Raw genomic sequence first — 18915 nt, 5'->3', positions numbered from 1 at the left:
CAACCCGTGGGAGCTGGCCGGGCATTCAACCCGACAGACTATCAGGGTGACGCTCCGGCGGAGTCAGTCCCAGATGCCGCCAGGCCTCGTCAGTGGCGACGCGCCCACGCGGGGTCCGGGCGAGCAGCCCCTCCCTGACCAGGTATGGCTCTGCGACGGTCTCCACGGTCTCGGTCTCTTCCCCCACCAGCACCGCCAGCGTGGAGAGCCCCACCGGACCACCGTTGAACTTCAGACACAGCGCCTCGAGCACCGACCGGTCCAGCCGGTCCAGACCGCGCTCGTCGACCTCGTACATCTCCAGCGCCTCTGCTGCGGTCGCCCGATCGACCTGGTGCACGCGATGGACCAGCGCCCAGTCCCGCACCCGGCGGAGCAGCCGGTTGGCGATGCGCGGGGTGCCGCGGGAGCGGGCGGCGATCTCAGCGAACCCCTGACCGGCGACGTTCATGTCCAGCATCGCCGAGGACCGGCGCAGCACCAGTTCGAGCTCATCGGTGCTGTAGAACTCGAGCTGGGCGGTGAAGCCGAACCGGTCGCGCAGCGGGCCGGGCAGCAGACCGGCTCGCGTCGTCGCGCCCACGAGGGTGAAGGGCGGCAGCTCCAGCGGGATCGAGGTCGCACCGGCGCCCTTGCCGACGATCACATCGACCCGGAAGTCTTCCATCGCCATGTAGAGCAGCTCCTCCGCCGGCCGGGACATCCGGTGGATCTCATCGACGAAGAGCACCTCGCCCTCGGTCAGCGAGGACAGGATCGCGGCGAGGTCGCCCGCGTGCTGAATGGCGGGCCCGGAGCTGATCCGCAGCGGGGCGTTCATCTCTCCGGCGATGATCATCGCCAGCGTGGTCTTTCCAAGCCCCGGAGGTCCGGAGAGCAGGACATGATCGGAGGCGGTACCCCGGATCCGCGAGGACTCCAGGACCAGGGAGAGCTGACGGCGGACCGTCTGCTGCCCGACGAAGTCGCTCAGCGCCTTCGGACGCAGGGCCGCCTCCATGGCGCGCTCCTCGGTCATCGAGTTCCCGCCCACGAGTTCGCGGGGCGCCTCGCTCACCGGGCACCTCCGAGGCTGCGCAGCGCCTGCCGGAGCACGGTGGAGACGTCAGCGGTGAGAAGCTCCGGCTGCGCCGCCAGCAGCTTCTCGACCGCGGTCCGGGCGTCCTTCTCGGTCCAGCCCAGTGAGCTCAGCGCCTCGCGCACCTGCACGGCGACCTCGGGCTCGGCAGGGACTGCCGCGGTCGGCGCCGGCGGGTCGATGACCAGCTTGCCGGCGAGCTCGAGCAGGATGCGCTGCGCGGTCTTCTTGCCGATTCCAGGGACCTTGGTGAACGCGTCGGTGTCGGACTCGGCGATCGCCTGGTGGACCTCGTGCGGAGTGTGCACGGCCAGCACCGCCAGCGCCATCTTCGGGCCGATGCCGGAGATCGAGACCAGGGTGGTGAAGATGACCCGCTCGGAGGGCTCGGAGAAGCCGAAGAGCAGCGGCGCATCGTCCTGACGGGGCACGAAGCTGGTGTGCAGCCGCGCCTCGGTGCCGCGGTGCAGCTCTCCCAGGGTCCGCGGGGTGGCCGAGACGTGCAGGCCGAAGCCGGAGACCTCGACGACCGCGTGGTCGATGCCGACGTGGAGCACGTCGCCACGGATGGAAGAGATCATTTCTCACCTCACCGTCGCCGGCGGCGACTGGTCACGGACCAGGGGTGACCCCGGCGCCATTAGAACATGTATTCGAACACTCTAGCGCGCTCGCTTCGCGGCTTCCATCCAGGCGCGCTGGGCGGGAGTCAGCGTTGCGCCGGACGCGGCCCCGCTGCCCGTCGCGTCGGCACCCTTCACGCTGGTGGCCTTTGCGCTGGTGGACTGTGCGCGGCCTCGCGGCGTCGAGCCGGCCGCCTGCTGCGCACGCTGCAGTGCGGTGGTGGCGCCCTGGTGAGTCTGCGTGGAGCCCGACATGTTGAATCGGGCGCCGATCCCGGAGCGCCAGCCGTGGCAGATGGCCACCGCGTAGGCGTCGGTGGCGTCCACCGGGGTAGGAAGCCCGGGGAGCTTCAGGATCCGCTGCACTATCCGGGCCACTGCCTGCTTATCCGCGTTGCCGTCGTCGGTCACGGCGGCCTTGACCTCCGAGGGGGTGTGCCAGGCCACCGGGATTCCGCGGGCGGCGGCCGCCGCGATGATCACCCCGGACGCCTGGGCGGTGGCCACCACCGTGGGCGCGTTGTTCTGCGCGAAGACCCGCTCGATGGCGAGCACGTCGGGGGCGAAGCGGTCCAGCAGCGCCTCTGCGGCACGCTGGATGGCCAGGATCCGCTCGGCGAGGTCCTGTGCCGCCTTGGTGCCGGTGACCTCCACGTGCAGGGACTCCCCCGTGCGGTTCAGGTTCATCTCCACCACGGCGAACCCGCAGCGGGTCAGCCCGGGGTCCACCCCGAGGATCCGCTGCGCGGTCCGCGAGGTCCCGGCCGTGCCCGAGACGACTCCGGCCGGGGTCATCACGCCTGCCTCAGTCCTCGGCCTCGAGCGCGGCCAGCGTCTCAGCGCTGAGGTCGGCGTTGGTGTGCACGTTCTGCACGTCGTCGAGGTCCTCCAGGGCGTCGTGGAGCTTGAAGAACTTCTTGGCCGCGTCCACGTCGAGGTCCACTGTGACGTCGGAGACGAACTCGACCTCGTCGCTGTCCCAGGCCATGCCGGCTTCCTCGAGTCCCTTGAGCACCGCGTGCATGTCCTGCGGCTCGGCCCGGATCTCGAAGCTGGTGTCGTGTTCGATCAGATCCTCGACGCCCGCCTCCAGCACGGCGGCCAGCACGTCGTCCTCGCTGAGCTCGGCCTTGGGCAGCTGGACCACGGCCTTGCGCTGGAACATATAGGCCACTGAGCCGGGGTCCGCGACGGTTCCGCCGGAACGGGTCACCGCGATGCGCACCTCCGAGGCCGCCCGGTTGCGGTTGTCGGTGAGGCACTCCACGAGCAGCGCCGAGCCCTGCGGGCCGCGCACCTCGTAGGTGATCTCCTCATACTCCACGCTGTCCCCGGAAAGACCGGCGCCGCGTTTGATCGCCCGGTCGATGTTGTCGTTGGGCACGGAGTTCTTCTTCGCCTTGGAGACGGCGAGCTCAAGCCCGGGGTTGCCGGCGAGGTCGGGGCCGCCGTTGCGCGCCGCCACCTCGATCTGTTTGATGTAGCGCCCGTTGAGCTTGGCGCGCTTGGCATCGACGGCAGCCTTGCGGTGCTTGGTGTTGGCCCATTTGGAATGGCCGGCCATGGTTCTCCTCGTGAATGACGTCCGAATGATCACAATCAACAGTTGCCTGAAGCAACCGTCACATAGTCTTGCGACCAGCCTATCGGAGAGGACGTTGAGTCTCATGGAGCACACCGAGCGCCCGGAAGTCACGACCGGCACGACGACGAGCAAGCCGCCCACCCAGAACCCGCTGCTCGCAGACGGCACCTTGGACTATCGCCTGACCGACCTCTCCCTGATCCGCGACGAGCACTGGCTGCCCGCCCTCGAGGCCGGCATGGCCGCCCAGCGCACCGCCGTGGAGGCCATCGCCCGGGACGACTCCCCCGCGTCGGTCGCCAGCGTGCTGCACCCGCTGGGACTCTCCCACCGGCTGCTCTCCCGGGTGGAGCGGGCCTTCTCCTGCATGTTCTCGGTCCACGCGACGCCGGAGCGGCAGCAGGTCCAGCAGAAGCTGGCCCAGCAGCTCGCCGGGCACCGGGACTGGCTCACGCTGCATCCAGGCCTCTTCCGCCGGCTCTCCGCCCTGAAGTCCGCGCTGACGGAGGGTCAGACCAGCGCCACCCCGGAGCAGCGGCGGATGCTGGAGAAGACGCTGGACGAGGCCCGGGGCGCCGGGGCCGGACTCGACGAGGCCACCCAGGAGCAGCTGCGCGCGATCAATCTCGAGCTCACCGCCGTCGAGACGGCCTATGAGCAGCTCCAGCGGCACGAGGCTGCCGCCCACGCCGCCTACTTCGCCGACCTCTCGGAGCTGGAAGGACTTGGTGACCAGGAGCTGGCCGCCGCGGAGGCCGCGGCCCGGGAGGCGGGACACAGCCGCGGAGCGCTGCTGCCGCTGAACCTGCCCGTGCAGCAGGGCCCGTTGGAGAAGATGACCAGACGCTCAGCCCGCCGCCGGCTGCACCAGGCCTCCATCGCTCGGGGCACCCTGACCGACGCGCAGGGCCGGACCACGAATCAGATCGGGGCGCAGATCGCCGTGCTGCGCGCCCGGCGTGCGCGGATGCTGGGCTTCGAGCACCACCTGGACAGCGTCCTGCCCTCGCGCACCGCTCAGGATCGCGCCAGCATCGACGCGATGCTGCGGACCATCGCCGACGGGGCGCGGGTACGACTCGACACCGAGATCCAGAGCCTGCACGAGGCAGGGGTGCTTGACGCGGGGGCGCACGAGGCCGACCGGTCTGAGGATGATCGAGCAGACAGCACCGCGGAGCTTCAGCCCTGGGACATCAGCTTCGGCTTCGCCGCCGTGACGAGGCAGCGGTCCTCGGACTCATCGACCAACCCCGCGCAGCCCGCAGCGGCGAGCTCGGCTGAGGACGTGCCCGTGGAGGAGGCGCTGCGCCAGGTCTTCGACGCAGCATCCCGGCTCTACGGGATCACCGTGGTCGAACGTCATGACCTTCCCAGCTTCGCCCCCGGGGCACGCAGCTTCGAGGTCTTCGAGCGCTCCGCCGAGCAGCGCCCTCAAGCGGGCATCGGACTGTTCCTCCTGGACCTCTACGCCCGACCGAGCAAGTCCGGCGGGGCCTGGATGAACTCCTTCTCAGTGGCCTCCACCCTGACCGGATCCTCACCGGTGGTGATCAACGCCTTGAACATCACCGCCCCCGCGCCCGGGGAAGAAGCAGCGCTGACCCCCTCGGCGATGCGCACGCTCTTCCACGAGTTCGGCCACGCTCTCCATGGTCTCCTCGCCGAGGCCGAGTTCGAGGAGCTCTCCGGCACAGCGGTTCCGCGGGACAATGTCGAGTTCCCGTCTCAGGTCAACGAGATCTTCCAGGAGCTGTTCAGTGGGGGCCTCGCCGATGCCGGGCAGCAGCCCGCCGAGGAAGACCTCTGGGGCAAGGGGCTGAGCACGTTCGAACATGTGGCCGCCGTCGTCCTGGACCTCGCCTGGCACACGCTCTCGGTGGAGGAGGCCGAAGCTGCCGCGAAGGACCCCGAGGGCTTCTCCGAGGCGGCCCTCATCGCCTGGGGCCTGGATCACCCCTTGGTGCCGCCGCGGTATGGAACCGGATTCTTCAAGCACATCTTCGCCGGTTCCGGCTACGCCGCCGGGTACTACTCCTACCTGTGGGCCCAGGTGCTCGCCGCCGACGCCTCCCAGTGGTACCGCGAACAGCTGAGTCAGCAGGACGGTTCCGGTGGGCCCGACGGTGCGAGACCGAGCGACGAGGTGCTGGCTGCGGCCGGGACCCACGTGCGCCGCGAACTGCTGGCCCGAGGGAACACCCGGGATCCGCTGGAGTCCTACCGGATCAGCTTCGGCCGGGACCCTGAGATGAGAGCCCTGCTGCGCCAGCTGGGACTCTGAGCGGGCCGGCGGGGCGACACGGACGGGAAACCACGTTCGCCCGCCGCCGCCGGCACTCCGATCAGCGCGACGCCTGCCATGGCGTCGTCCTGCCCTCGTCGGGGCAGCCGTCAGTGTTGGATCGAACGAGTCAGTCCGACGACGACCTTGCCTGACTGGCTGGGATCCTCCGCGATGGCGAACAGTGTGGCCGGATCGTCAGGGTCGAGCTCGTGGGTGATCACGTCCTCGATCTCGGAGGTCGAGGCGAGGAGCGTGATCGCCGCATCGATCTCGTCGACGAAGCGGAATGCTCCGACGATCCGTATCTCCCCGGAGATGACGCGCGAGAGACTGATCGGCCGCGACGTCGGCGAGACCATTCCCACCTGGACGTGGATGCCCCCAGACCGCAGAGCCCCCGACGTCGAGGCAGCGATCGCGACATCGACCCCCGAACACTCAAAGACCAGGTCGTAGCCGCCCTCAGGGAGTCTGTGGGTGGAAACGTCGAGGCAGTCGGTGGCGCCCTGGCGCTGCGCACGCTCCAGTGCTTGGGGCACCACGTCTGCCGCGGTGATGTGAGCTGCGCCGGCAGACTTCAGCGCGGCCACGGTCAGCAGGCCGATGGGACCCACCCCCGAGACGAGAACCCTGGCGGACTCCAGATGAGCACCCACCGAGCGCGCCTGTTCGAGGGCGTGAAGTGCCACGGCCAGGGGTTCGGCGAGGACCGCGCGCCGGAGCGGAAGCTGTGCGGGGAGAACCCGCACCATGGTGCGGTCGACGACGATGAACTCTGCCAGCGCGCCCTGAGTATGCGGCCAGGTCGAGGCGCTGCCGAGATAGGAGCCGCCGGGCCACAGATTCGGGGACTCTTCCAGACCCGGCTGTGGAGTGCCCCACCGTGCTGGATGCACGGTCACCGGCGTCCCTTCGGGCAGCTCAGCCGCGGGGTCGTGGACCAGCGTGCCTGACATCTCATGACCCGGGACCAGAGGTTCCCGAACCTGGAAGTCGCCGTTCGCCCCATCCCGGTAGTAGTGCAGGTCTGAGCCGCAGATCCCGACGTAGCCCACACGCAGCAGCACCTGATGCTGTTCCGGCACGGGCATGGGAACGAGTTCCCAGCGGCAGTCCTGTGCGCCGTAGATCACCAGCGCGTGATTGGTCTCCGACGAGATCGCGGCGGAGCTGTTGAGGGTATCCATGGGTCACACCACCGACGTCATGCCGCCGTCGACGAACAAGTTCTGTCCGGAGACGAAGCTGGAGGCCGAGGAGCTGAAGAAGAGCAGGGCGCCGGAGAGCTCATCGAGCGAGCCCCAGCGTCCTGCGGGTGTGCGTTTGCACACCCAACCGCTGAACTCCTCGTCGGCCACCAGGGCCCGATTCATATCGGTGGCGAAATACCCCGGGGAGATGGTGTTCACCTGGATCCCGTGGCGCGCCAGGTCCGCGGACATTCCCTTCGAGAGCTGAGCCACAGCGCCCTTTGTCGCGGAGTAGGGCGCGATCGTCTCGCGAGCCAGCAGCGACTGCACTGACCCGATGTTGATGATCTTGCCGGAGCCGCGCTGGATCATGCTGGGAACGAGTGCACGGGAGACGTAGAAGACGCTGCTGAGGTTCGAGGCGACGACGTCGTCCCAGTCCTTGGTCTCGAAGTCCTGGAAGGAGGCTCGGCGCTGGAGGCCCGCATTGTTGACCAGGATGTCCGGCGTGCCGCGCTGCTCCACCAGCCGTTCCAACTCTGTGCGGACCTGATCGGCGTCGGTCACGTCGAAGCTGACGCTGTGCGCTGCCCGACCTGAGGTGTTCTCGACCTCCTGCCGCGCTTCCTCCAGTGCGGCGGCGTCGCGCCCATGAAGGGTGACCTCCGCCCCAGCGAGAGCCAGCGACAGTGCCAGCTGCCGCCCGAGTCCCCGCGAGGAGCCGGTGACGAGCGCATGCTGACCCGTGATGTCGAAGAGATTCTGCGTGCGGCTCTCTGAGTTGCTGTGAGTCACGGTGCGGTTCCTTTCAGAGCAGCGAGGCGGCCAGGTAGACGATCACGACGAGGATGAAGCCGAGCACTGACTGCAGTGCCTGCTGGACGGTCCAGGTCTTCAGGGTCTGCTTCACGTCCATTCCCATGAGTCGGCCGACGAGCCAGAAGCCTGAATCGTTGACGTGACCGGCGAACACCGAGCCGGCGGCGGTCGCCAGCACGATGGCTGCGACCTGGATCGAGTTGAAGTCTCCGGCCAGCACCGCCGGGGCGGCCAGACCTGCCGCCGTGACGAGAGCGACGGTCGCAGAACCCTGCGCGAGGCGGATCGCCACGGCGATGAGGTACGCAGCCGCGATGACCGGGAGTCCGAGATCGCTGAGCGAATCCGCCAGCGCGTCGCCGATCCCGGAGGCGCGCAGGACGCCGCCGAACATTCCGCCGGCGCCGGTGATGAGGATGACCGAACAGACCGGGCCCAGAGCCGAGTCCAGGAGCTTCTCCAAGGCGGTCCCGGACTCGCCACGGCGGTATCCAAGGACGATGGTCGCGACGATGACCGTGATCAGCAGCGCCATCATGGTGGTGCCGAGGAAGGACAGCGCCTGAACCCAGGTGCTTTCGCCGTCGAACACCCCGACCGAGGACAGGCTGTTGAGACCGGTGTTGAAGAGGATGAGCGTCATGGGCAGCAACAGCAGGAAGACGATCGTCCGCACGCGGGGCGGATTCGTCGGCTGGTCGTCGTCGATCTCACCGAAGATCGTGGGCACCGGAACCATCAGGCGCTGACCGACGAACAGACCCCACAGGTAGCCCGCGAAGTACCAGAGCGGGTACGCGATGACGAGCCCGACGAGCAGGACGATGCCGAGGTTGGCCTCATAGAGCTCCGAGGCTGCCACAGGGCCCGGGTGGGGCGGCAGGAACACGTGCATGACCGAGAACGCGGCGGCTGTGGGCAGCCCGAACAGCAGGACGCTCTTGCCGGTGACCCGGCGTGCCACGGCGAAGACGATGGGCAGCATCATGACCAGGCCCGCGTCGAAGAACATCGGGAAGCCGAGGATCAGCGAAGCGATACCCAGAGCGAACGGGGCGCGGCGCTCACCGAAGCGGGAGATCAGCGCCTCAGCGAGGGCTTTGGCTCCCCCTGAGTGCTCCACCAGGCGCCCCAACATCGCGCCCAGGGCGACGAGGATGGCGACACTGGCGAGCGTGGCTCCGAATCCGTCCGTCAAGGTCTCCGAGAGCGCCGAGAGCGGAACACCGGCGACGACGGCGGTGAGGGTGGAGACCACGATCAGGGTGATGAACGCGTGGACCTTGAATCGAATGATGAGCAGCAGGATCAGCGCGATGGCGCCGACCGCAATGGACAACAAGGGGCCTGTGCCCAGTGTTTGAGTCCAATCTTCCATGGGTATCTCCGTTGCAAAGTCTGAGAGGGAGTGCGGGCCGCTGGCGTCGGTGACAGAGTCTCGCCGTGACTGCACAGAGCCGCTGGGATGTGTTGCCAGTCACATGGTGGCAGACAGGTAGTACTTTTGGCAAGCAAAGGTAGTACCTGTCGGCGTGCCTTGGTTTCTCAAGGATCAGTCGCTCGGGAGGGCCCCAGTCGACCGCCGCCTCATGCGGCGGCGGGACGCAGGTCTTCGAGCCGACAGTCGGGAAGCACGATCCAGCCCTCCCGCTCGGCTCGGGCCTGGTGCTCAGGAGCCGGCGGGTCATATCGCCCCACGGCGGCGACCCGGGCGGCGAGGGCCGCCACCACGGCGTCGAAGGCGTCGGTGGACGCCACCATCAGCTGCGCATGATCACCGAGGTCCAGCCAGGGCGCCTCATGACTCATCTGTTCGACCAGTGCGCGACGCACCTCGGGATCGGAGCGGTATCCCCGAACCTCCCACTCCCAGAGTCGCAGCGTGGCACCTGGGTACACCTCCACGACGACGCCGTCGCGGCCCGACCGGTCGACGAGAAGTCCGCTGGCGGTGAGTCTCCCGAGGAGACCCGCACAGCGCATCGCTGTGAGACCGATCCGGTCGGTCGAGACGCTCAGCGGCCATCGTCCGATCTTCTCCCGCACCCGCCTGTCGGTCTCGCGATAGGCGAGCGTCCGGCGCCACTCCATGCGTCCGTCCGGTGCATGGGGCCGGGCAAGATCACTGTGATCCGCGACGAAGGCCACGAACTCATCAGGCCAGCCGAAGGCGCAATCGATGCCGATCTTGGCCACGGCGGCGGCGGCATCGGTGATCTGGACGTCGTCGACATTGAGAGTCAGCTGCTCCAGTCGAGCCCGTTGCTCAGTCCACTCGATGATTGCGAGGGCGGTCCCCTTGTTCTCGGCCGCGAGATCAACTCCGGCGGTACGCATGGGGGCAGGGCTCATCGGGGCGGGGCTCGTGGAGACGCGGCTCATGACCATGACGCTACCGAATCGTGCCGATCGGCGAGGGCTCCGGGCCCAGTCCAGTTCAGCTCAGTCGGCGGCGGCAGTCTGGGCGATCACGGTGCGGAAGCGCTGGACGATGGTCACCACCGACGCGATCCCGAGCAGGATCAGCACCACCAGCAGCACCGAGGAGTGCAGACCGAGTCCGGTGAAGCCGGTGAACACCAGGGTCAGCACCATCCGCTCGGAACGTTCGGCGATCCCGACGTCGGCGGTGTAACCCAGCGCCTCGGCCTTGGCCCGCACATAGGAGACCAGGTTTCCCGCCAGCAGACAGAACGCCGAGGCGATGCCCAGCCAGACATGGTCTCCGCCGGTGAAGAACCAGATCAGCAGACCGAGGAACACCGCGCCGTCCTGGACCCGGTCCAGGCAGGAGTCCAGGAAGCCACCCAGCACTGAGGTCTTCCCGCTGATCCGGGCCATCAGCCCGTCGACGAGATCGGAGAAGACGAAGACCGTGATGAACAGTGTGCCCCAGAACAGCTCTCCCATGGGGTAGAACACCAGGGCGCCGAGGCACACCCCGATGGTCCCGATCACGGTCACCATGTTCGGGGTCATGCCCAGCCCGAGCAGCGCCTTGGCGATCGGGGTGAACAGTCCGCCGAAGAAGGCGCGCGCGTAGCGGTTGAGCATCTAGCGGTTCGCCTCCCAGGCCTCGGCCACCAGGGCGCGGGTCTCCCCCAGCGTCTGGGAGAGGTTCTTCGTCTGCGCGATGATCGGCATGAAGTTGGTGTCACCGTTCCAGCGCGGGATCACATGCTGGTGCAGGTGCGAGGCGATGCCGGCTCCCCCGACCTTGCCCTGGTTCACCCCGAGGTTGAACCCTCCCGGGTTCGCGGTCGCGCGCAGCACGCGCATGCACTGCTGGGTCAGGGTGATGAACTCCGCTGACTCTTCGGCGTCGAGATCGGTGAGGTCTGGGACGTGCCGGTAGGGGCAGACCATCAGGTGACCGGGGTTGTACGGGTAGAGGTTCAGCAGCACGAAGCACCGGACACCCCGGTGGACGATCAGCGACTCCTCGTCGCTGCGCCGCGGTCCCTGACAGAAGGGGCAGTCGTCTGCCCCGCTGACCTGGTCCTGGCCGCGCTTCTGATAGGCGGCACGGTGTGGGGTCCAGAGGCGCTGGAAGGCGTCGGGAACGCCTGCCAGTTCAAACTCGTCTCCGGACCCCACGCCGGTTCAGCCTTCCTTGGATTCGATGGCCGCGAGGATCCGGGCCACGGCCTCGTCCACCGGCACCTGGTTGTCCTGGCTGCCGTCACGGAACCGGAAGGAGACCGCGCCGGCGTCGACGTCGTCGCCTCCGGCGATCAGCACGAACGGGATCTTGTCCTTCGAGGCGGTGCGGATCTTCTTCGGGAAGCGGTCGCTACTGTCCTCGAGCTCGGCGCGGACTCCGGCGGCCTGCAGCTTGGCCACGACCTCGGCGAGGTAGTCGTTGAACGGCTCCGCCACGGGGATCGCGCGGACCTGGACCGGGGAGAGCCAGACCGGGAACGCTCCGGCGTAGTGCTCGGTGAGCACGCCGAGGAAGCGTTCGATGGACCCGAACTTCGCGGCGTGGATCATCACCGGCTCCTGCCGAGTGCCGTCGGCGGCCTGGTACTCGAGCCCGAAGCGCTCGGGCTGGTTGAAGTCGTACTGCACCGTGGACATCTGCCAGGTCCGGCCGATGGCGTCGCGGGCCTGCACGGAGATCTTCGGGCCGTAGTAGGCCGCGCCGCCGGGATCGGCGACCAGCTCCAGGCCGGTCTCCCTGGCGACGTCCTCGAGCACCTTGGTGGCCTCTTCCCACTGCTCGGCGCTGCCGATGAACTTCTCGGAATCCTCGTCCCGGGTGGAGAGCTCCAGGTAGAAGTCGTCCAGACCGAAGTCGCGCAGCAGCGAGAGCACGAAGCTGAGCAGGTGGCGGACCTCGTCGGGGGCCTGCTCCTTGGTGACGTAGGAGTGGGAGTCGTCCTGGGCGAAGCCGCGCACGCGGGTCAGTCCGTGGATCACACCCGACTTCTCATACCGGTAGACCGAGCCGAACTCGAAGAGCCGCATCGGCAGGTCGCGGTAGGACCGGCCGCGGGAGCGGTAGATGAGGTTGTGCATCGGGCAGTTCATCGCCTTGAGCCGGTAGTCCTGCCCCTGCTTGGTGATGTTGCCCTCGGCGTCGCGCTCCTCGTCCACATGCAGCGGCGGGAACATCGTGTCCGCGTAATAGGGCAGGTGTCCCGAGGTGTGGAACAGGCCGTCCTTGGAGATGTGCGGGGTGCCCACGTACTGAAATCCGGCCTCGATGTGCCGGGTCCGGACGTAGTCCTCCATCTCGCGCTTGATGATGCCGCCCTTGGGGTGGAACAGCGGCAGGCCGGAGCCCAGCTCGTCGGGGAAGCTGAAGAGGTCCAGCTCCGAGCCCAGGCGGCGGTGGTCACGGCGCTCGGCCTCGGCCAGCCGCTCCTTGTACGCCTTCAGGTCCTCCTTGGTCGGCCAGGCGGTGCCGTAGAGGCGCTGCAGCTGCGGGTTGGACTCCTTGCCGCGCCAATAGGCGGCGGCGGAGCGCATCACGGCGTAGGCGTTGGCGATCAGCTTGGTGTTGGGCAGGTGCGGTCCGCGGCAGAGGTCAGACCAGATCCGCTCGCCGTGGCGATCGACGTTGTGGTAGATCGTGATCTCCCCACCACCGACCTCGATGCTGGCACCCTCGGCGGCCTCGGATGCGCCGCCGCTCGTGGCATCGCTGGCGACGCCGAGCAGCTCGAGCTTGTACGGCTCGTCTGCCATCGCGGCCTTCGCCTGGTCTTCGCTGACCACCTCGCGCTCGAACTGCTGGGTCTGGTTGATCAGCTTCTGCATGGCCTTCTCGATCTTCTTCAGATCGTCCGGCGTGAAGGGCTCGGCAACGTCGAAGTCGAAGTAGAACCCGTCGGTGATGTACGGGCCGATGCCGAGCTTGGCCTCGGGGTAGAGCTGCTGGACAGCCTGGGCCATGACATGGGCGGTGGAGTGGCGCAGCACGTTGAGCCCGTCCGGGCTGGAGATGTCCACAGCCTCGACGACGGCGCCGGCCGGAATCTCCCGGGAGAGGTCCCAGAGCTCTCCGTCGACCCGCATGACGACGGTGGTCTTGTCCGCGGCGAAGAGCGTGGTGCCGGTGGTGCCGCGCTCGATGCTCGCCGTCTCGCCGTCGCGGGTGATGCTGATGTCTTCAGCCGGCGCTGCGGCCGGGGACGGGGCTTCCGATGCTGCGTTTTCGGACACTTGGGATGTACTCCTCATGGATGTTCTGCGGACCCAGGTGATTCTACGGGAACCCCGGCGGAACTGGTGCGGGCTCAGTCGCGCTGGCACCCGGGACACCAGTAGAGTCGCCGGCCCACCAGCTCGGCCGCTTCGATGACCGCTCCGCACCGCTTGCACGGTGTGCCCTGATGCTTATAGACCCAGTGCCGACGCGAGCCGCGGGTGCGCACGGTGCGGATCCGACCCTCGGCGACGCCGTCGCGCAGCTGCTCGGTGAGCCGGTCCCAGAGCGCGGAGGCCCGTTCCGGGGCCACCTGGTTGCTGGGGGTGTGCGGGTCGAGACGCTCGAGGAAGAGCGATTCGGCGCGGTAGATGTTGCCCACCCCGGCGATGACCGCCTGGTCCATGAGGGCGGCGGCGATGCTGATCCGGCGTCGGGTGAGGTTGTGCAGGAAGGCGCCGCGCAGGTCTGCCTCGGTTCGGCCACGAAGCCCCTGACCCGGCAGCCCCGCCGGAGTTTCCTGGCTCGGCATGTCCTGACCCGGGGGTCCCTGGCGGAGCGGATCCGGCCCCAACCGGCCGATGACGGCCTGGTACTCCGCCAGATCCAGCACCGCGCAGGTGGTGGGACCGCGGAGATCCGCCCAGCCATGCCGTCCGCTGACCCGGGCGCGAACCGCCCCCTTGGGCGGTTCGGGGATCAGCCAGCCGCCGTCGTCGTAGGCCGGCTCGAAGGTCACTGCGGCGGCGCGAGGCGCGCCGATGGTGGCCTCGGCGGCGAAGTCCGCGTCGCCGCGGAAGCTGAACGCGCCGTAGAGCCCCAGGTGGACCTGCCAGACCGCGGGCCCCAGGTGCACGAACAGGTGCTTGCCCCAGGCTTCGGCGTGCTGCGGCACCTGCCCGTCCAACCGTTCCGCGCCGGCGCTGAACCGTCCCTGCGGGGAGCTGACCCGCCAGAGGTGACCGGCAAAGACCGTGTTGATCTGCGCGGCGAGCCGGTGGAGGGTGTGGCCTTCAGGCATGGATCAGTCGAGGATCTCGCCGGTGAGCTCATAGTGGGAGATCTTCCCGATCCGGCGCGCGTGGCGCTCGTCCCCGCTGAAATCAGCACCCAGGAAGGCCTCCACGATCGTGGTGGCATCCTCGAGGCTGTGCTGGCGACCGCCGAGCGCGACGACGTTGGCGTCGTTGTGCTCCCGGGCAAGGACCGCGGTGTCATGGTTCCAGGCCAGTGCGGCACGGACGCCGGCGACCTTGTTCGCGGCGATCTGCTCGCCGTTGCCGGATCCACCCAGCACGATCCCGAGCGCGTTCTTCCCGGCGCCGCGGGCGGCGACCACGGCCTCGGCGGCGCGGATGCAGAAGGCCGGATAGTCGTCCAGCGCGTCATACTCCTGGGGCCCGTGGTCGACGAGGGTGTGGCCGAGGCCGCGCAGGTGATCCACCAGGTGGGCGGAGAGCTCCATCCCGGCGTGATCGGTGGCGATGTGGACTTCCATGCTGTCTACCATGATCTCTTCTCAGACCTTTCGGGGCGAGGACGCTGGCGGCCCGGGGGCCGGGTCAATCCTACGTGGCGCGGGCCAGCATCAGCGCGATCCCGGCCGCCGACGGGAACAGGGCCTGAGCGAGTATCGTTGCACCCTGCACCGCGCAAGAGGAGGAACATGTCTGACGAAGAGTCCCAGCCCGCCCGCGAGCTCCCGAAGTTCTCGAACCGCCTGGGGGCGCCGATCGCCACCGTGCGTCCCGTGGGTCGGCCGCCGTCCCAGGTCTCGGGCCTGCCCGGCCGCCCTGCTGCGGACCAGCCGACACAGCCCGCCGGTGACGGGCCCAGCCCGGCAGACGCGGTGCCGCTCAGCCCTGCGCTGCCGCATCCCGCGCAGCCAACGGCCGGACAGCCGGGCCCCGGACAGTCAGGCGCCGAACAGTCAGGCGCCGAGCAGCAGAGCTTCTACGACGCAGTGGGTGGACGCAAGACCTTCGAGACCATCGTCGAGGTCTTCTACAGCCACGTCTCCGAGGATGAGGACTTCCGAGCGATGTACCCCGAGTCGGATCTGGAACCGGCGAAGGAGCGTCTGCTCACGTTCCTGGAGCAGTATTGGGGCGGCCCGCGCACCTACCAGGAGCAGCGCGGACACCCCCGGCTGCGGATGCGGCACATGCCCTTCACGGTGGACGCCGAGGCCCGCGACAAATGGCTGAGCTTCATGCGCGCCGGCGTCGACGCCGCCGAGCTCTCCCCCTTGCACGAACAGATCCTGTGGGACTACCTGGAGCGCGCAGCGCACTCGATGGTCAACAGCTGAGCCTCATCGGCCCGGTTCACCGCAGCCTCGGTCTACCAGAGTCTTGGTTCACCACTGCCTCGGTCCACCACAGCCCCGTTCCTCAGAGGCTCGCGGGCTCCCGGGTACTGCGACACAGGATGTAGCCGCCCTGAGAGCTGAGCCGGACCCAGCGACCCCGCCGGTGTACAGCGGTGGTGCCCCCGGCACCTTCGGCGGCGAGGAAGTTCAGCGCGTGGGCCCCGAAGGCCGCGCCCGCCGGGATGGCGGCATCGCGCAACGGCTGTGCGCCGTCGGCGTCTGCACCCTCCACCGGGTCGGCACTCGCCGCCTCCAGGTCACGGCCCCAGACCTGTTCCCTGACCTGTTCGACGACGGCGGCGCCCGCCGTCGTGGGCACGGCTTCGGTGATCTGGGCGATGCCTGAGGCGGCCTGGGCGCGCAGGTGGTCATCGGAGACGCTTCCCAGCGGCTCCCAGCCCGAGCGCGGTGGTGTCACCGCGGCCCAGGGCACGCTGAGTCGGCTCGGTGGCAGCGAGAGCTCGGTCTCGGCCGGGTTCATCCGGGCGATCCGCTCGCTGATCGAACTCAGCTCGGTGGTGACATCTGCCCGAGACTCCTCGGCGAGGGCGACGGTGCGCAGGCCAAGCACCGCCGGCAGCTGGCTCAGCAGCGATCCCGGGGTCATCACCGGCACCCAGGCGGCGAGCACCTGACCCACGGCCTGCAGCCGGATGCCCTGCTCCTGGATGCGGCGAGCTCGTTTGATGTAGGTGGAGAGGTCCTGGAGCGAGACGGCTTCAGCGAATCGCAGCGAGTCAGTCATGCGGCTCATTCTTCCAGAGCAGAGCGCACCTCATCGACCAGGATCTCCATGTAGCGCCGGGCTTCGCGCGGGTCCTTGTCCGCGATCGCCCTGGCGACGCCGTCGTGGGCGTCCAGGGCCTCTGGCATCGGTCGGGTCGGCATCAGCCCGTGCTTGGTCCGTCCGGTGAGGACCTCGGCGACGACGTCGGCCAGGGCCGCGAACATCGAGTTTCCTCCAGCCTCGAGCATCAGCCGGTGGAAGACGATGTCTGCCTCGATGAACTCGCTGAGCTGCTCGGACTCGCCGAGTCGGCGCATGGTGGCGGCCAGATCCAGCATCTGGTGGGCCTGGACCTCGGTGCGTCGGGCTGCGGCCAGAGCCGCGGCCTCGGTCTCCACCGCGATGCGCAGCTGGGTCAGCTCGATGAAGGCTCCGCGGGCGTCCGCCGAAGCAAGCCGCCAGCCGATCACCGACGGAGACATCACGTCCCAGTGCTCGGCGGCGGTCACCACCAGCCCGATGCGTCGCTTCGAGTAGAGCAGGCCGTGGGACTCCAGCACCTTCACACTGTCGCGGGCCACCGTGCGTGAGACGCCGAAGCGCTGCTGCAGCGACTCCAAGGTCAGCACAGCTCCAGCTCGATGCGCCCCGTCCACGATCTCTCGCCCGAGGGTCTCCGAGATCGTGTCCCGGCCCACGCGGGCTACGGAAGAGTTCGCCACAGAGCCTCCTTGATCCACACGGACATAAACATCACACCTTTCTGTCTGAAAGGTGCTATCTTAGCTGGGACGTGGTCCCCGTCACAGGGGACGCCGGAATTGTCCCCCAGCTCGAAAGAATTCGATGACGAATCCTCCACCTCAGCCTAGCCCGAAGGATCACGCTCTCCCTTGTCACCTCGTGGTGATGGGGGTCTCGGGCTCCGGGAAGTCCACCCTGGCCGCGGCTCTGGCTGCCGAGCTGAATCTGCCGATGGCCGAAGCGGACGAGTTCCACCCGCCCGAGAACATCGCGAAGATGGCGTCCCAGACACCGCTCACCGACGAGGATCGCTGGCCGTGGCTCGACGCCCTGCGCGACTGGATGTCCTCCCAGGCCGAGACCGGCAGCGTGATCACCTGTTCCGCGCTGCGCCGCAGCTACCGCGACGTCCTGCGCACCGCCGCCGGACGGGTGGTGTTCCTCCATGTCGATGTGGAGATTCCGCGGCTGAACACCCGACTGGCACATCGCAGCGGGCACTTCATGCCCCCCTCGCTGCTGGAGTCCCAGCTGAACACGCTGGAAGCACTCGACCCGGACGAGGACGGAGTGGTGCTCGCCAATGACAGCACGATCGAGGACCTCCTGGATTCGGCGCGCGCCTGGCTGCGCACCACCACCTCCGCTCCCGCAAGCGCTGATGAGCCGGATCCTGCCTGAGGAGCGGGCGCGCGGCATGCTGATCTGATCCGGCTCCCCCGCTCTGGGGCTGAGGGGCCGTTAGAGTGGAGGCACCTGACCCTGTCCACGCCCGAAAGGACGTCGCATGCCTGATCGCCGTTATGAGGTGCCCGCCGCCGCAGAGTCGGTGCAGCAGCTCGTGGACATGCTGCAGCTGAAGCATCTGGACCCCAGTGGCGCCGAAGCCGCGGCAGGACGCGGCGGTGAGGATCACTTCCTCGGGCCGGTGTTCAAGCAGGCCTACTGGCGGGTCTTCGGCGGGCAGGTGCTGGCCCAGGCCGCCACCGCGGCGATGGCCACCGTGGAGCCTGACCGGCTGATCCACTCCGTGCACGGCTACTTCCTGCGCCCCGGTGACGCGAACAAGCCGATCCAGGTCTCGGTGGAGCGGCTGCGTGACGGCGGCTCCTTCTCGGCGCGGCGCAGCCAGGCCTACCAGGACGGGACGCCGATCCTCTCCATGATCGCCTCGTTCCAGCGCCCCTCCCCCGGGGTGGCACATCAGCGTCGGATGCCTGAAGGGGTCCCGGATCCGGAGGATCTGGCACCGCCTCAGGAGCTGGTGGGACATGTGAAGCATCCGATCGTGCATGAGTGGGCTCACGGGCGTCCCTTCGACATCCGTCACGTGGACCGCCCGATCTACCTCGAGGCCGATCAGGACGCGCATGCGACCAGCGCCGTGTGGCTCAAGACCAAGGCCGCGCTGCCCGATGACGCGAACATCCACCGCGCGGCGATCCTCTACGCCTCCGACTACACGTTGCTGGAACCGGTGCTGCGCCGGCACGGGCTGTACTGGGCCAAGCCTGAGATGAAGGTCGCCTCGCTGGATCACGCCATGTGGTGGCACCGGGACGCCCGCGCCGACGAATGGCTGCTCTACGTCCAGCAGAGCCCGAGCGCGCAGAACGCCCGAGGCCTCGCGCAGGGCTCGATCTACAGCCGCAACGGTGCCCTCGTCGCCTCGGTGGCCCAGGAGGGCATGGTGCGACCACCCGAGGGTCTGCGCCCGAAGCTCTCCGAGAAGATGCAGCAGACCCTCGTGCACAGCTCCCGGGCCACTCGGACGATCAACAAGAAGTACTCCCAGACCTGGACCTCGCGCTACCTCGAGACCTGAGTCGGCCGGACGC

General features: G+C 68.4%; 19 protein-coding genes. 4 read left to right on the top strand and 15 right to left on the bottom strand.

Features of this window, described 5'->3' with window-relative positions:
- Positions 1 to 25: 25 nt before the first annotated feature.
- From ruvB to ACHAA4_RS01075, 4 genes are all read right to left on the bottom strand, one after another.
- Positions 26 to 1018: a Holliday junction branch migration DNA helicase RuvB gene (gene ruvB, locus ACHAA4_RS01090; RefSeq protein WP_435772965.1), complete on the bottom strand. Its 993-nt coding sequence runs from the start codon at positions 1016 to 1018 to the stop codon at positions 26 to 28.
- A gap of 35 nt (positions 1019 to 1053) precedes the next feature.
- Positions 1054 to 1659, bottom strand: coding sequence for a Holliday junction branch migration protein RuvA (gene ruvA, locus ACHAA4_RS01085; protein ID WP_435772355.1), 606 nt, complete (start codon positions 1657 to 1659; stop codon positions 1054 to 1056).
- An 81-nt stretch (positions 1660 to 1740) separates the two neighbouring features.
- On the bottom strand, positions 1741 to 2496 hold the full coding sequence (gene ruvC / locus ACHAA4_RS01080) for a crossover junction endodeoxyribonuclease RuvC (protein ID WP_435772964.1): 756 nt from the start codon (positions 2494 to 2496) through the stop codon (positions 1741 to 1743).
- A gap of 10 nt (positions 2497 to 2506) precedes the next feature.
- Positions 2507 to 3265 (bottom strand): YebC/PmpR family DNA-binding transcriptional regulator, encoded by a 759-nt coding sequence (locus tag ACHAA4_RS01075; RefSeq protein ID WP_435772354.1) that lies wholly within the window; start codon positions 3263 to 3265, stop codon positions 2507 to 2509.
- A 103-nt stretch (positions 3266 to 3368) separates the two neighbouring features.
- Here ACHAA4_RS01075 and ACHAA4_RS01070 point away from each other — a divergent pair, with 103 nt between their 5' ends.
- Positions 3369 to 5570, top strand: coding sequence for a M3 family metallopeptidase (locus tag ACHAA4_RS01070; protein WP_435772353.1), 2202 nt, complete (start codon positions 3369 to 3371; stop codon positions 5568 to 5570).
- Positions 5571 to 5680: 110 nt separating this feature from the next.
- Here ACHAA4_RS01070 and ACHAA4_RS01065 read toward each other — a convergent pair whose 3' ends face one another.
- The 9 genes from ACHAA4_RS01065 to ACHAA4_RS01025 form a co-directional block, all read right to left on the bottom strand.
- Entirely contained in the window at positions 5681 to 6760 is a 1080-nt protein-coding gene (locus ACHAA4_RS01065; protein ID WP_435772352.1) for a zinc-binding dehydrogenase, read from the bottom strand.
- 3 nt (positions 6761 to 6763) lie between these two features.
- Positions 6764 to 7558 (bottom strand): SDR family NAD(P)-dependent oxidoreductase, encoded by a 795-nt coding sequence (locus tag ACHAA4_RS01060; RefSeq protein WP_435772351.1) that lies wholly within the window; start codon positions 7556 to 7558, stop codon positions 6764 to 6766.
- A 13-nt stretch (positions 7559 to 7571) separates the two neighbouring features.
- On the bottom strand, positions 7572 to 8960 hold the full coding sequence (locus tag ACHAA4_RS01055; RefSeq protein WP_435772350.1) for a GntP family permease: 1389 nt from the start codon (positions 8958 to 8960) through the stop codon (positions 7572 to 7574).
- Positions 8961 to 9169: 209 nt separating this feature from the next.
- On the bottom strand, positions 9170 to 9964 hold the full coding sequence (locus tag ACHAA4_RS01050; protein ID WP_435772349.1) for a DUF429 domain-containing protein: 795 nt from the start codon (positions 9962 to 9964) through the stop codon (positions 9170 to 9172).
- A 60-nt stretch (positions 9965 to 10024) separates the two neighbouring features.
- Positions 10025 to 10636 (bottom strand): phosphatidylinositol phosphate synthase, encoded by a 612-nt coding sequence (gene pgsA / locus ACHAA4_RS01045; RefSeq protein WP_435772348.1) that lies wholly within the window; start codon positions 10634 to 10636, stop codon positions 10025 to 10027.
- Complete coding sequence (locus ACHAA4_RS01040) at positions 10637 to 11179, bottom strand: HIT family protein (RefSeq protein ID WP_435772347.1); 543 nt, start codon at positions 11177 to 11179, stop codon at positions 10637 to 10639.
- A 6-nt stretch (positions 11180 to 11185) separates the two neighbouring features.
- Entirely contained in the window at positions 11186 to 13252 is a 2067-nt protein-coding gene (gene thrS, locus ACHAA4_RS01035; protein ID WP_435772346.1) for a threonine--tRNA ligase, read from the bottom strand.
- Positions 13253 to 13326: 74 nt separating this feature from the next.
- On the bottom strand, positions 13327 to 14256 hold the full coding sequence (locus ACHAA4_RS01030) for an Fpg/Nei family DNA glycosylase (protein ID WP_435772345.1): 930 nt from the start codon (positions 14254 to 14256) through the stop codon (positions 13327 to 13329).
- Positions 14257 to 14259: 3 nt separating this feature from the next.
- The gene (locus ACHAA4_RS01025) at positions 14260 to 14733 is read right to left on the bottom strand and encodes a ribose-5-phosphate isomerase (RefSeq protein WP_435772963.1); all 474 of its coding nucleotides are present in this window, start codon (positions 14731 to 14733) and stop codon (positions 14260 to 14262) included.
- Between the two features lie 369 nt (positions 14734 to 15102).
- Here ACHAA4_RS01025 and ACHAA4_RS01020 point away from each other — a divergent pair, with 369 nt between their 5' ends.
- Entirely contained in the window at positions 15103 to 15546 is a 444-nt protein-coding gene (locus ACHAA4_RS01020; RefSeq protein ID WP_435772962.1) for a globin, read from the top strand.
- A gap of 82 nt (positions 15547 to 15628) precedes the next feature.
- On the opposite strand, the gene ACHAA4_RS01015 is transcribed toward ACHAA4_RS01020, so the two are convergent.
- Positions 15629 to 16351, bottom strand: coding sequence for a DUF8185 domain-containing protein (locus tag ACHAA4_RS01015; RefSeq protein ID WP_435772344.1), 723 nt, complete (start codon positions 16349 to 16351; stop codon positions 15629 to 15631).
- A gap of 5 nt (positions 16352 to 16356) precedes the next feature.
- On the bottom strand, positions 16357 to 17055 hold the full coding sequence (locus ACHAA4_RS01010) for a FadR/GntR family transcriptional regulator (RefSeq protein ID WP_435772343.1): 699 nt from the start codon (positions 17053 to 17055) through the stop codon (positions 16357 to 16359).
- A gap of 187 nt (positions 17056 to 17242) precedes the next feature.
- Between ACHAA4_RS01010 and ACHAA4_RS01005 the strand changes: the two genes are divergently transcribed.
- Together ACHAA4_RS01005 and ACHAA4_RS01000 are read left to right on the top strand one after the other, a co-directional pair.
- Positions 17243 to 17758 (top strand): gluconokinase, encoded by a 516-nt coding sequence (locus ACHAA4_RS01005; RefSeq protein ID WP_435772342.1) that lies wholly within the window; start codon positions 17243 to 17245, stop codon positions 17756 to 17758.
- A 106-nt stretch (positions 17759 to 17864) separates the two neighbouring features.
- On the top strand, positions 17865 to 18902 hold the full coding sequence (locus tag ACHAA4_RS01000) for an acyl-CoA thioesterase (protein WP_435772341.1): 1038 nt from the start codon (positions 17865 to 17867) through the stop codon (positions 18900 to 18902).
- The last annotated feature ends 13 nt before the right edge of the window (positions 18903 to 18915 follow it).

Origin of the sequence: Nesterenkonia maliinae, assembly GCF_051262655.1 — a bacterium.
Taxonomy (GTDB): Bacteria; Actinomycetota; Actinomycetes; order Actinomycetales; family Micrococcaceae; genus Nesterenkonia.
Note: the sequence above shows the minus strand (reverse complement) of the source record. Positions and strands in the feature narration are given on the sequence as shown.